Source organism: Streptomyces sp. DSM 40750, from assembly GCF_024612035.1.
Classification (GTDB): domain Bacteria; phylum Actinomycetota; class Actinomycetes; order Streptomycetales; family Streptomycetaceae; genus Streptomyces.
Genome location: NZ_CP102513.1, coordinates 4,470,373 through 4,483,781 on the forward strand (window position 1 = coordinate 4,470,373; position 13,409 = coordinate 4,483,781).

Genomic DNA, 13,409 nt, shown 5'->3' on the forward strand with positions numbered 1-13,409 from the left:
TGTCGCATGCTGACGGTCCAAATGATGTACGCCCCCCTGACGGGCCCCGAGAACGCCGGCGGCCGGCGGCATGGCGGCCGGGGCACTGTTCGCGATCGCCGCCCCCGCCGCCCCGTGGTCGGAGGCACCCCCGCCCCTCCGGTAAAGTTCTTCTCGCGCGCCGCTAGCTCAGTTGGTTAGAGCAGCTGACTCTTAATCAGCGGGTCCGGGGTTCGAGTCCCTGGCGGCGCACCTTCCTGGAGAGGCCCCTCGCGAGAGTGAATCGCGAGGGGCCTCTCCGCATGTGCACGTCACCCCGCCACACTCCCCCTCACCCCCCTCGCGCTCCCCACAGATCCTCCACCGATGCCCCAATAACCGCGTATGACCGGTAAACACCGCGTTTCGCATCTTGCGATCAAGATGAGCACCGTAGAACCCTGGGCCGTAAGAGACTGCGGATACATGGCAGTTGGGGGGCCATGGGCGATTTGCGCGCCCGGGGATGGGGATCTTAGGCCCTCGGCGACACGCGCGATGCACGCTCTCACGAACAGATGCCGAGGGGGCATCAATGCAACCGGATGGCCGTCGTCCCGTGTCTCCATGGTGTAGATCACATGGTGACGATGGCCCATTGATGCGTCCGTAACGGTCGAGGGGGACCGAAGCGGGCGGAAGACCGACTAACACACACGAACGTGTGTGCGGGGGGAATGACTCATGACGTCGACGCCGACGGGCGCCCGGCACAACCACGACCCGTCCCAGACGACCCAACTGAAGGTGCCGTCGCACCGGACAGGAGCCTTCCGAAAGCTCAAGAAGACACTTCCCAGATACGACTACGAGCACTACAGCCGGCTCGCGGGGCCCCTCACTCAGCCCGATCCGACCAAGCCCTACAAGGTGCAGTACCGCTCCCTGATCTCCCAGGAGCCGCACCGCCTGCGGGTCGCCCTGATGCTGGCCGCCGCTCCGCTGCTCTCCCTGGTCCTGCTCGCCTGGCTGCTGCAGGAGGAGCACTGGACCAAGCGCGACTTCGTCGAATACGAGTTCCTGCCCGCCCTCGACATGGTCATGCTGGTCTCGATCGGCCTGATCGAGTTCTTCCGCTGCATGAACGTGCTGTCGAACGCGCACGCCACCCTCGTCGCCCGCGACCCGATCCCGGTGGTGCCCGAGACCGGCACCAGAGTCGCCTTCCTCACCTCCTTCGTGCCCGGCAAGGAGCCGCTGGAGATGGTGACGAAGACCTTGGAGGCCGCGGTCAAGCTCCGCCACCGCGGGCTTCTGCACGTGTGGCTCCTCGACGAGGGCGACGATCCGGATGTGAAGGCGGTCTGCGCGCGCCTGGGAGTGCATCACTTCTCCCGCAAGGGAGTTGAGAAGTGGAACCGGCCCAAGGGCCCGCACCGCGCCAAGACCAAGCACGGCAACTACAACGCCTGGCTGGACGCGCACGGCGACGACTACGACTTCTTCGCCTCGGTCGACACCGACCATGTGCCGCTGCCCAACTACCTGGAGCGGATGCTCGGGTTCTTCCGCGACCCGAACATCGGCTTCGTCATCGGCCCCCAGGTGTACGGCAATTACGACAACTTCGTCACCAAGGCCGCCGAGTCCCAGCAGTTCCTGTTCCACGCGCTGATCCAGCGCGCCGGCAACAAGTACGGCGCCCCCATGTTCGTCGGCACCTCCAACGCCGTAAGGATCAAGGCGCTCAAGCAGATCGGCGGGCTGTACGACTCGATCACCGAGGACATGGCGACCGGCTTCGAGATCCACCGCCACAAGAACCCGGCGACGGGGAAGAAGTGGCGCTCGGTGTATACGCCGGACGTGCTCGCGGTCGGTGAGGGGCCCAGCGCCTGGACGGACTTCTTCACCCAGCAGATGCGCTGGTCCCGCGGTACGTACGAGACGATCCTCAAGCAGTACTGGAAGGGCTGGTACTCGCTGCCGCCGAGCAAGCTCTTCAACTACACGATGATGATCATCTTCTACCCGATGTCCGCCCTCAACTGGATCCTCGCGGCGCTGAGTTGTGCGCTGTTCTTGGGCCTGGGCGCCTCGGGTGTGAACATCGACCCCACCGTGTGGCTGATGCTCTACGGCAACGCCTCGGCGCTCCAGATAGGCCTGTACGTCTGGAACCGCCGGCACAACGTCTCCCCGCACGAGCCGGAGGGCTCCGGCGGTGTGGCCGGCATGGTGATGTCCGCGCTGTCGGCGCCGCTCTACGCGAAGGCGCTGATCGACTCGGCCCTGCGCCGCAAGAGCAAGTTCGTGGTCACGCCCAAGGGAGACTCGGCGAGCCCTGACAGGTGGTTCGGCACCTTCCGGTACCACTGGTACTTCATCGTGATCTTCGGTGGCTCGATCGCCGCCGGATTCGTCTTCGGCAACTCCCACCCCGCGATGATCATCTGGGCCACGTTCGCCATGATGATCACCGCCCTCCCCATCGTCGCCTGGCGCTACATGCTGCGGCAGGACAGGAAGAAGGCCGCCGCCGCGGCCGAACTGCAGGGTTCCATGGTGGCGCCGCCCGAGGCGGCTCCCGCGCCGCACGCGCCGTCACTCGCGCCGCACGCCCCACACGCGCCGCACGCTCCCCAGCACAAGCCGAGCTGGGCGGCGTCCGGGTCGGGCAGCGGGGGTAGCGACCAGACCATGCAGATCGCCCTGGGCGGACTGGGGGGACGTAAGGAATGAAGGACCGTGCAGGCCGCCGCCGCGCCCGTCGCCTCGCGATCGGCGCGGCGGTGGTCCTCGCGCTCGCCGGGATGAACGGGCCGTGGCTGTACCGCGTGAGCACCGAGAAGTACCACGAGTACAAGATCAACAGACCCGAGTACAAGGCCGACAACGGGCACTGGCAGATCGTGGAGTTCCCGAAGGAGTACCGGCAGAACACGATTCACGCCGCGCTCCTGCACACCGGCAAGGTCCTGTTGATCGCGGGCTCCGGCAACGACGCCGACAACTTCGACGCCAAGAAGTTCGACACCCGCCTCTGGGACCCGGTCAAGCAGACGATCAAGCGCGTACCCACCCCGGCCGACCTGTTCTGCACGGGGCACACCCAGCTGTCCAACGGCAATCTGCTGATCGCGGGCGGCACCAAGCGCTACGAGAAACTGAAGGGGGATGTCACCAAGGCCGGCGGCCTGATGATCATCCACAACGAGAACCCCGACAAAGGGATGAAGCTGAAGGCGGGGACCCGGTTCGTCGGCAAGGCGAACGGCAAGACGTTCGTCCTGAAGGACACCGTCGACATCAAGAAGGCCACGAAGACCTTCGACAAGGACACCGGGAAGTTCACCGGCAACAAGCCGGGGATCGCGCGCGCCTATGTCGAGGCCGAGAAGAGGGGCAAGAAGTACGAGACGGGCACCGAGGACAACTACCGGGTGGTGGGCCTGGAGGGCGCGGACGCCCGCAACACCTACGGCATCGCGCAGAAGCTCGCCCTCGACAAGAAGGACTTCCAGGGGATCAAGGACGCCTACGAGTTCGACCCGGTCGCCGAGAAGTACATCAAGGTCGACCCGATGAACGAGGCCCGCTGGTACCCGACGTTGACGACCCTCACCGACGGCACGGTCCTCAGCCTCTCCGGCCTGGACGAGATCGGCCAGTTGGTCCCGGGGAAGAACGAGGTCTACGACCCCGAGACCAAGAGGTGGACGTACACGAAGGACATCCAGCAGTTCCCGACGTACCCGGCGATCTCCCTGATGCAGAACGGCAAGCTGTTCTACTCGGGCGCGAACGCCGGGTACGGGCCGGACGACGTCGGCCGTGACCCCGGTATCTGGGACCTGAAGACCAACAAGTTCACCAAGGTGCCCGGTATGAGCGACGGCAAGCTGCTCGAAACCGCCGGGACCGTGCTGTTGCCTCCGGCGCAGGACGAGAAGTACATGGTCATCGGCGGTGGCGGGGTCGGCGAGTCGGAGCGGTCCAGCAAGAAGACCCGGCTGATCGATCTACTGGCCGACAAGCCGCGGTTCGTGGACGGGCCGGAGCTGGCGAAGGGCACGCGGTATCCGCAGGCCTCGATCCTGCCCGACGACACGGTGCTCATCTCCGGCGGCTCGGAGGACTACCGCGGGCGCGGCGACTCCAACATCCTTCAGGCCCGGCTCTACGACGCGAAAACCGGGGAGATGCGGCGGGTGGCCGATCCGTTGGTCGGCCGGAACTACCACTCCGGGTCGATCCTGCTGCCGGACGGGCGTGTGGTGTTCTTCGGGTCGGACTCCCTGTACGCCGACAAGGCGAACACCAAGCCGGGGGAGTTCGAACAGCGGATCGAGATCTATACGCCGCCGTATCTGTACCAGGACGCGCAGCCGACGTTGTCCGGTGGGCCGAAGACGGTCGCGCGGGGCGGGACGGCGACGTTCGGTACGCAGCATGCCTCGTCGATCAAGTCGGCACGGTTGATTCGGCCGAGTGCGTCGACGCATGTGACGGATGTGGATCAGAAGTCGATCGAGGTGGACTTCAAGGCGGAGGGTGATGAGATCACGGTGACTGTGCCGAAGAACCGGAATCTGGTGCAGTCGGGGTGGTACATGCTGTTCGTGACGGACGACGCGGGGACGCCGAGCAAGGCGCGGTGGGTGAAGGTGCCGTAGGTCCATAGGTCGTTTTTCGGGTGCGTGGGGGCTGGTCACGCGGTTCCCCGCGCCCCTGCTTTTCAGGGGCGCGGGGAACCGCGCGAGCAACCACGAACCACCCGCAGCCGCTCAACAACCCCCCACGCCCCGCCCCCTTGGGCGCGCCGCCCCTCAGTCAGACGCCTTGGCCAAGTCCAGCGCGTACTCCGGCCACCATTCCCCCGCCTTCGGGCCGCCCTTGCACTCGCCGTCCGACTCTCCCGGCCGCTTCACCCACAGATACGCGTCCACCAGCGCGTCCGCCGTCTTGGTCGTCGGGGTCTCGCCCAGCGCGCGCCCCGGCGGGTTGCACCACCGCTCGTCCTCCTCGCCCTCGGTCCAGGGGCCGTTGCCGTTGCGGCTGGTGTCGATGACGAAGGGCTTGTCGCCGATCTTCGAGGAGAGCTGCTTGCCGTATGCGATGGAGTCCTCGGTGGTGTAGAAGTTCGAGACGTTGACGGCGAAGCCGTCTGCCTGTTCGACACCGGCCCACTTGAGCGGGTCGTAGATCTCTTCGGGGTCGCCCCAGCCGGCGTTGCCCGCGTCGAGGTACACCTTCGTGTTCTTCAGCGCGCCGAGCTTCTCGATCGCGCCCTTGAGCAGGTCGTACCGCTCCTCGTGGAACTCGCCCGGGGTGCAGCCGTCCACCACGTGGAGCACCGCGTCGGGTTCCAGGACGACCGTGGCCGGCCGGTCCCCGATCCCCTTGGCCACGCCGTCGATCCACGCCCGGTACGCGTCGCCGTCGGCCGCGCCGCCGCCGGAGTACTGGCCGCAGTCGCGGTGCGGGATGTTGTAGAGGACGAGGAGCGCGTCCCGGTCGGCCTTCTCGGCGGCCTCGGTGAAGCCCCTGGCCTGCTCCTCCGGGTTCTCCGGACCGATCCACTCGCCGGTCGGCTGCTCGGCGATCTTGCGGATCAGCTCGGCGTCATCGTCCTTGCCGGCCTTCTCGTAGGCGGCGACCTGTGCCGCCGCGTTTCCCTTCGGATTGACCCAGAACGGGTCCGTGTCGCTGGGCTGTTGGGTGATGTCGGAACCGGAGTCCCGCTCCTTCTCGCCGTCACCGCCGTCTCCCCCGGAACAGCCGGCGAGCAATAACGCCACCACCGCCACGGACGCCCGAACCCCGGCCCCCCTACTGCCGTACATCCAACTCCCCCTTGGGTGCACCGTGTCGTAAGTCCCAATCCTGACATAAGTCCCGCCTCGCCCACGAGGTCATCACCGCCTTGTCCGAGAACCTGCTACCTCGCGACCACGTGGTGTAGGCGCGCATGCGGGAGGGCCGCTCGGACGACCGGGGAGGCGGGCGACCGGGCCTGCCGGTTGCGGGGTGCGGAACCGGACCTCCCCGATGGCGGCCGCCAGGGTCGCCCGATGTGTCCGCCAGGGTCGCCCCACCGCCGTACAAGCTTCAACTGCCGTCGCCAGCACGGCTGATGACACAGTGCCACGTCCTGTCGACTTGGCGTCAAACAGCCTCTAGCCCGTGTCGCTCATCCGTTCTAGAGTCGCATCGGACGGCTCCAGCCCGGCCTGTCACACCATTCCGAATGGCTGTATGGCCGTAGTCCGCATGTCCGCATGTCCGTGTTCTTTGCCGGGTCCCGGATTCCAGGACCTCCCGTGTCGACGCCGGGTCACTCCCGCGGCCCGAGCGCGCACGGTCGAGGACCAGCCCGGTCGGCGGCCCCGGGGGGAGCGGGTCGCCGACCGGGCCAGGTGTGTACGCCTCAGGCTCCTTCAGGGTCCTGTGCCGCTCAGGTACGCGGAGACGACGACGTTCGCCGTGTACGTGCGGCTCGTCCGGTCGAAGGTGCCGCCGCAGGTGACGAGGCGGAGTTCGGCGCGGCCCGACTGCCGTACGCCGTAGGCCTGTTGGGCGTCGAAGTCGTCGCGGCCCATGACCTGGACGTCGTCCACGGTGAACTCGGCGACCCTGCCGTCGTCGCGGGCCACCCGGATCTTCTCGCCGATGCGCAGCGCGCTCAGCTTGTAGAAGACGGCGGGCCGGGTCTCGGTGTCGACGTGCCCGACGAACAGCGCGGCCCCGGTCGCCCCCGGCCGCGCACCGCCCGCGTACCAGCCGACGACGCCGGGCTGGCCGTAGGACGGCGGTTCGATCGCCCCGTCCCGGTCGAGGCCGCGCGCCACGACCGGCGCCTGCACCCCCATCGAGGGGATGTCGAGGCGCTGCGGTCGCGCGCCTCTCAACGGCTCGACGGCGGGCGGAAGTTCGGCCTGGGCGGGCCGCCCGACCGCCGCCACGTCTCCGGTGGTCGGCGCGGACATGCCCTGCCGTACGTCGGTGACCTCGCGACCCCACAGCCACAGGCCGAGGAGCAGCATGGCCCAGGCGACACCGGCGGTGACGCGGCCGGTTCCGCTGCCGGACCGGGTGCCGGTCCCGCTTCCGTCGTCGGAGTAGTCCCGTCTGGACACGGCGTCCCCTTATTCCGTACCGCGACGGCGGCTCCGGCGCGCGCCCCGCGCCACCACCGCCACCGCCGCGACGCCGGCCAGGACCAGACCGACGACCGCGTGGCGGGTGCCGGGACCGGTGTGCCGGGCGTCGTCCATGGAGTCGACCGGGTCGGTCGCATCCTGCGAGGCCGCCAGCTGGGCCGCCACTCCGCCGCCGCCCGCCCGCACGGGGGCGACCGGGGAGGCGGGGGACGAAGGCCGCGAGGAGGCGGCGGGCTTGGTGGCCGCCGGCTTCGTGGCCGCCGGCTTGGTGGCGGCTGGCTTCGTGGCCGCCGGCTTCGTGGCCGCCGGCTTCGTGGCGGCGGGCTTCCCGTCGCCGACCGTGATCGTGCCCTTGACCTTGTCTTCCTTGCCGTCGCAGGTGACCCGTACCTCGTACGTGCCGGGTTTGAGCGAGGACCGTACGCGGGTCTCCCCGGAGAGCGTGCCGCCGCCGTTTGCGGTGAGCTGGGTGAGCTGCGCGTCCGCGACGAACGCTTCCGAGGCGGCGGACCCCGACTTCCCTCCGCAGCCCTTGGCCCGCACCTGGATGTCGCTGCCGGGCGCCGGCGAGGCCGGCACCACCGAGATGTCCCCGGAGTCGGCCGCGTGGGCCGAGGGCGCCATCACGGTCGACACGGCCACGATCACCGCCCCGGCACACAGAGTGAGTCGCAATGAACCCATGGTGAACCTCCAGACATCTGAGGCTCCCCCGCCGGACGCCGGGACGCATCCGGGAAGGGGCCGCGACTACTCCGTACGGGTGTCTGGTGGTTTATCCCAGGTCCAGGGCCTGCCCGGGTCCCGAGGCGGAGGGGCTGGGGCTGGGGCCGGGCGCGACGGGTCGGAGGCTCAGATGCGGTCGACGAGGTCCGCGATCGAGTTCACGACCTTCGACGGCCGGTACGGGAACTTCTCGATCTGCTCGGAAGTCGTCAGGCCGGTGAGGACGAGGAAGGTCTCCATCCCGGCCTCGATGCCCGCGAGGACGTCGGTGTCCATGCGGTCGCCGATCATCGCGCTGGTCTCGGAGTGCGCGCCGATCGCGTTCAGACCGGTGCGCATCATCAGCGGGTTCGGCTTGCCCGCGAAGTACGGCTTCTGCCCGGTCGCCTTGGTGATCAGCGCGGCCACGGCGCCGGTCGCGGGCAGCGGGCCCTCGGTGGACGGGCCGGTCTCGTCCGGGTTGGTGGCGATGAACCGGGCGCCGCCGTTGATCAGCCGTACCGCCTTCGTCATGGCCTCGAAGGAGTATGTGCGGGTCTCGCCGAGGACGACGTAGTCGGGCTGGTGGTCGGTGAGCACGTACCCGATGTCGTGCAGCGCGGTGGTCAGCCCCGCTTCGCCGATGACGTACGCCGTGCCGCCGGGCCGCTGGTCGTCCAGGAACTGGGCGGTCGCCAGGGCGGAGGTCCAGATGTTCTCGACGGGCACGTCCAGTCCCATGCGGGCGAGGCGGGCGTGCAGGTCACGGGCCGTGTAGATCGAGTTGTTGGTGAGCACCAGGAAGGGGCGCCCGGACTCGCGGAGCTTCTTTATGAAGGCGTCGGCACCGGGGATCGGCACGCCCTCGTGGATGAGCACACCATCCATGTCGGTGAGCCACGACTCGATGGGCTTGCGCTCTGCCATGTGCGATCTCCTGCCGACCTCTGTCGATTCCTGCCGTACGTCCGTACATCTGTACGTCCGGCGCCGCCCCCAACCCTAGTGAGCGGTGGCTGGAAAGAGGAGGCCGATCTTGGCCGCTGAGACCCGCCCGCCTCAGGTCAACGGGCGGGTACGGGGACGGCCGCCATCAGGTACGCGCGGGCGGGTACAGGGACGGCCGCCATCAGGTACGCGCAGGCGGCGGCCATCAGGTCAGCCGGATCGCCTGCGGACGGCCGCGATCAGCAGTCCGCCGGCGGAGAGGAAGAGAAGTCCGGTCACGTACGGCAGCGCCTCGCGCATGCCCGATGCGGCCAGCTCGTCGGCGTACGGCTGCCGGTCCCGTACGGCCTCACGGTCACCGTCCGCGTCACCGTCCGCGTCACGGTCACCGTCCGCGTCACGGTCACGGTCACCGTCCGCGGCACCACCGCTGTCCTTGGCGGCTTCTTCCTCTTCCTCTCCCGCTTCCTCTTCCTCTTCCTCTCCGTCGGTGATCCGGAAGCGGTAGTCGTTCGACTCCCCCACCCACTCGCTGTCGTCGCCCCGCCGCTCCACCACAGCCGCGTTCGCCACGACGTCGTTCGGTACGGCCGCGTCGGAGGTGAGGGAGAGGCGGACCTTGACCGTGAGAGTGCGGCCGGGCGGCACGGTGAAGCCGGTGCCGCCGCCGTCCCCGTCTCCCCCGAGGACACCGACCAGTTCGTCCGACTCGGTCCGCTCGAAGGTCACCGGCCGGGAGGTGGTGCCCTTGGCGTCCTCGTAGAACTCCAGCTGCGGCTGAGTCCGCTTCAGCGTGCGCGCGCCGTCGACCAGCACGACCACCGGGTGGATGTTCCCGCAGGTACGGGAGGTGGTGTTGGTGAGTTCCAGCGCCCAGGTGTGGAAGCCGCCGCCGGCGACGTAGGTGGCGGGGCCTCCATGGATACGGGTCCGGATCGGGAAGGCACTGCTGTCGGCGCCGACACAGGTGGGCCGACGGTCGTCCGCTGCCGTGAGCGGGGGTCCGGGCGTGCCGCCGAGTGCCGCTGCGGGACCACTGACGAGGGCGGCTGCGGTGGCGAGGGCAAGGGTCAGACACGTGCACAGTCGCATGAACACATGACCCTGCCATCTGGCCACGCCGAGGGGTCCCGCCACGCCTTGGGGGCGGAGGACCGGGGCGGAAGTCCGCTCGATCAGCGGAGCGAGCGGCGTTTCCCGGACACCGGACCGGGGCGTCGGACCAGGCCTGCCGAGGCGTCGGCCGGGGCGGAGGTGCCGCCCCGGCCTGGGGTTCTTCGGGTCAGTCGCCGATCCGTGGCAGCAGGGAGACGATCTTGCTGCCGTACCTGACGACCAGCACATCCTCGTAGAGCAGGACCTGGGGCGGGTACCCGTACTCGTACTTACTGGGGTCGACGTGACCGCGCCAGAGCTGCTCGCCCGTGCGCACATCGAGGCCGGACAGATCGCCGGCCGTGCCGAGGAAGTACACGACGTTCTGGCTCGGCGACACCACGGGAGACGCGATGCCGTCCCAGATCGCCTCCCCGTCGGGCATCTTGACGCCGACCGGGGCGGTCCACAGGGTCTTTCCGGTCGTGAGCGAGTAGGAGGAGGCCTTGCCCTCCAAGGACACGGAGATCAGACGATCACCGACGAGTTCCACGGTGGCCGTCGCCCCCTCGACCCGATAGGGCCGTGAGGTCTGCTTCCCCGAGCTGTCGACGAGGGTCAGCACCAGGTTCTTGCTTCTCCGGGCCTCCTCCTCGAGGGTCTTGCCTTCCATGGGCGGCACCGTGACCAGGGCCATCCGGTCCCCCGAGATCCCGATGATTTCCTGCCTTCCGGGGAGGTCCGTGACCTTCTCGGTCCGTCCGGTGACAGGGTCGAGACGGAAGACGTCGGTGTCGCCCGGCTTCTTGGTATCCGGCGCGCACAGGAGGTAGGGGACACCGCTCAGCACCGTCCGGTCGCACCAGATGCCCTTGTCCCAGGTGTGGCGCCACTTCACCTCACCGGTCCGCGGATCGACGGCCGACAGCGTCCGGTCCGTCGGGGTGTTGGCCAGTACCGCGCCGTCGATGAGCAGGGCGGCCTGGTCGTCGCGGTTGTCGCTCGCCAGCTCCACCGTCCACAGCACCTTGCCGGTGTCGGTGTTCACCGCCATCAGGTCGGTGCCGCCCGCGTAGTCGCCGTTCGGCTGCTTGTCGGCGGTGTGGTTGCGGTAGCCGTAGAGCACGCCGTCGCGCACGGCGAACGGATGGTCGGACCCGCCGCCCCCGCCGTTGACCTTGACCGTCCACAACCGCTCGCCGGTGTTCGCGTCGAACTTCGCGGCGTCGTACTTGGACCCGGCGCAGTACAGCGCGGAGCCGTCCACCAGGCAGCCCCGCCCAGCGGCGCCCGGGTCGCTGATCCGCCACGGCTTCCAGCTCTCCGGCGACGCCGCCGGCCGCGCCGGCCGGTCCTGGTCGGTCAACCCGCCGCCCCCGAAGCCGAGCACCGCCCCCGCGGTGATCGCGGCCACAGCCGCCGCCGTCCCCGCCACCTGCGAGAAACGCCGTCGGGCGCGCCGCCGCACCACCTTCTCGACCAGGTCGCCGGACGCCCGTACCCGGTCCAGGTCGACGGCGTGCAGAGTCTCCCGGACCTTCTGCTCCACCTGTTCCGTCGTCATCCCTGGGCCCCCTTCGGCGTAAGACTGAGCTGCCGTGCCTGTTCTTCCGCGAGCCCGGCGGGCCCCAATTCCGGTACGAGGACCCGGAGTTTGGCGAGCGACCGGTACGCCGTGCTGCGCACCGTGCCGACCGGGCACCCCAGCAGCGACGCGACCTCACCCTCCGGCAGGTCCTCGAAGTAGCGCAGCACGACCACGGCCCGCTGCCGCTTCGTCAGACGGCCGAGCGCCGCCCACAGCGCGATCCGCAGCTCGGAGTCCGACCCGGTGTCGGTGTCACCGCCGGACTCGGGCAGTACGGGCACCGTCGTCTCGGCGCGATGTCTGCGCAGCCGCCAGCGGTTGACCTGCTGGCGGTACAGGACCTGGCGGACGTACGCCTCGGGCTGCTCGATGCTCGCCCACCGCCCGTACGCCTTCATCAGCGCGATCTGCAGCAGATCCTCCGCGGCATGCCGGTCCCCGCCGGTGAGCAGCACCGCGAGCCGCAGCAGCGCGGTGGAGCGCATCGCTACGAACTCCCGGAACTCGTCGTGACTCGAGGCCTTCATCGACCCTCCCTCTTCTTGGCAACCGTCACGACGTGCTGAGCCGCCCGCGACTATCCCTCAGCGGGCGAGATTCCGAGTTCACGCCGAGTCGGTGAGTCGCGGCGGAGCAGAGGGGAGCAGAGCAGAGCGGGGCAGAGCAGGGCAGAGCAGGGCAGAGCGGGGCGGGGGATCGGCGACATCCAGGGCAGGGCCTGACCACCTCTCGAACGTGTCTCAGCGGCGCCTCACCCGTCCTCACGCCCGAACAACGGCGCGAGCAGCAACTGGGCCGCCCCCTCCGCGACCCCGGATGCCCCGCCCCCGGCCACCCGCACAGGCACCGCGGGGTCCTCCCCCTGCAGCCGAGCCCACTCGTCGAGCACGAACCCCACCCCCCGCACGAACGCGTCGGGATGGGCCTCGACCGTCCGCCCGCCCAGTAGGACCAGCTCGATGTCGAGCAGCCCCACAAGGTTCGCGACCCCCGTACCGAGCACCCGCGCCGCCTCCTCCACATCCCCCCGCGCCACCGCCGCGAGACACAACGCCTCGACGCACCCACGGTTGCCGCACTCGCACATCGGCCCGTCCAGCTGGACGACCTGATGCCCGAACTCACCGGCCCGGGTCCGGGCCCCCCGGTGCACCTTCCCGTCGATCACGAGCCCCGCCCCCAGCCCCGTGCCGAGGTGGAGGTAGGCGAAGGACCCGTGCGCCCCCGCGACCGCCGCGAGCCCCAGCGCCGCCGCGTTGGTGTCCTTGTCGACCACCACCGGCATCCGCAGCCGCCGCGCCAGCGCCGCCCGCAGCGGAAACCCGTCCCACTCCGGGAAGCCGGTGACCCGGTGCAGCACACCGTGCAGATGGTCGAGGGGGCCGGGGAGGGCGACTCCGACCCCCAGTACGGGGAGGAGCGGCGCAGCCTCGACCGCACCACGCCTCGCACGCGCCTCCGTCAGCAGCGCCTCCACCTCACGCGCCGCACCCTCCACCACGGCGTCCGCCCCGGCCCCCAGGCTCAGCGGCGTCCGCCGCTCCGCGACCACCGCGCCGGTCAGATCGCAGAGCACGGCCGTCAGCTCGTCGCGGTCGAGGTGGAGGCCGACCGCGTGCCCGGCGTCGGGCACGAGCCGCAGTACGGTGCGCGGCTTGCCCCCGGTGGACGCCCGGTACCCCGCCTCGGTCACAAGACCGTCCGCGCGCAGCCGGGCGGTGATCTTGCTGACCGCCTGCGGGGTGAGCCCCGCCCGCTCGGCCAGCTCCAGCCGGCTTATCCCGGCCGCCCCTGCGATCCGCAGCAGGTCGAGGATCAGCGCCCCGTTGTGGCTGCGCAGCGCGAGGATATTCACGCCGGTCACTCCCGCGGTACGCCCGTTCCCGTTGCCGTTCACACCTCCATTGTCTCTCGTGCTTGCACTTTGGCAACAGCGTTGCTTAAGTGGATGG

The 13,409-nt window shown here is 69.4% G+C and carries 10 protein-coding genes and 1 tRNA gene; 3 read left to right on the plus strand and 8 right to left on the minus strand.

From position 1 onward, the window contains the following. Positions 1-157: 157 nt before the first annotated feature. The 3 genes from JIX55_RS20060 to JIX55_RS20070 all read left to right on the plus strand — a co-directional run bounded on the left by JIX55_RS20060 (position 158) and on the right by JIX55_RS20070 (position 4,634). Positions 158-231: transfer RNA gene (locus JIX55_RS20060), tRNA-Lys, on the plus strand. Positions 232-702: 471 nt separating this feature from the next. Beyond that, complete coding sequence (locus JIX55_RS20065; protein WP_257564682.1) at positions 703-2,700, plus strand: glycosyltransferase family 2 protein; 1,998 nt, start codon at positions 703-705, stop codon at positions 2,698-2,700. Continuing rightward, the gene (locus JIX55_RS20070; RefSeq protein WP_257564683.1) at positions 2,697-4,634 is read left to right on the plus strand and encodes a kelch motif-containing protein; all 1,938 of its coding nucleotides are present in this window, start codon (positions 2,697-2,699) and stop codon (positions 4,632-4,634) included. Before JIX55_RS20065 ends, JIX55_RS20070 begins: the two co-directional genes overlap by 4 nt. Before the next feature lie 153 nt (positions 4,635-4,787). On the opposite strand, the gene JIX55_RS20075 is transcribed toward JIX55_RS20070, so the two are convergent. The 8 genes from JIX55_RS20075 to JIX55_RS20110 all read right to left on the minus strand — a co-directional run bounded on the left by JIX55_RS20075 (position 4,788) and on the right by JIX55_RS20110 (position 13,354). Then, positions 4,788-5,804 carry a glycoside hydrolase family 6 protein gene (locus tag JIX55_RS20075; protein ID WP_257564684.1) on the minus strand — a complete coding sequence of 339 codons (1,017 nt, stop codon included), beginning with the start codon at positions 5,802-5,804 and terminating at the stop codon, positions 4,788-4,790. Positions 5,805-6,398: 594 nt separating this feature from the next. Beyond that, the gene (locus JIX55_RS20080; RefSeq protein WP_257564685.1) at positions 6,399-7,097 is read right to left on the minus strand and encodes a class F sortase; all 699 of its coding nucleotides are present in this window, start codon (positions 7,095-7,097) and stop codon (positions 6,399-6,401) included. Positions 7,098-7,106: 9 nt separating this feature from the next. After that, on the minus strand, positions 7,107-7,805 hold the full coding sequence (locus JIX55_RS20085; protein ID WP_257564686.1) for a hypothetical protein: 699 nt from the start codon (positions 7,803-7,805) through the stop codon (positions 7,107-7,109). A gap of 168 nt (positions 7,806-7,973) precedes the next feature. Further along, positions 7,974-8,753 carry an HAD-IIA family hydrolase gene (locus JIX55_RS20090; RefSeq protein WP_257564687.1) on the minus strand — a complete coding sequence of 260 codons (780 nt, stop codon included), beginning with the start codon at positions 8,751-8,753 and terminating at the stop codon, positions 7,974-7,976. A 231-nt stretch (positions 8,754-8,984) separates the two neighbouring features. Next, positions 8,985-9,866 (minus strand): cell wall protein, encoded by an 882-nt coding sequence (locus JIX55_RS20095; protein WP_257564688.1) that lies wholly within the window; start codon positions 9,864-9,866, stop codon positions 8,985-8,987. 190 nt (positions 9,867-10,056) lie between these two features. Further along, positions 10,057-11,433, minus strand: a complete 1,377-nt coding sequence (locus JIX55_RS20100) for a PQQ-like beta-propeller repeat protein (protein WP_257564689.1) — start codon at positions 11,431-11,433, stop codon at positions 10,057-10,059. Continuing rightward, a complete protein-coding gene (locus tag JIX55_RS20105; protein ID WP_257564690.1) occupies positions 11,430-11,984 on the minus strand; it encodes a SigE family RNA polymerase sigma factor in 555 nt (184 codons plus the stop codon). Before JIX55_RS20105 ends, JIX55_RS20100 begins: the two co-directional genes overlap by 4 nt. A gap of 224 nt (positions 11,985-12,208) precedes the next feature. Then, positions 12,209-13,354: an ROK family transcriptional regulator gene (locus JIX55_RS20110; protein ID WP_257564691.1), complete on the minus strand. Its 1,146-nt coding sequence runs from the start codon at positions 13,352-13,354 to the stop codon at positions 12,209-12,211. Positions 13,355-13,409: the final 55 nt, after the last annotated feature.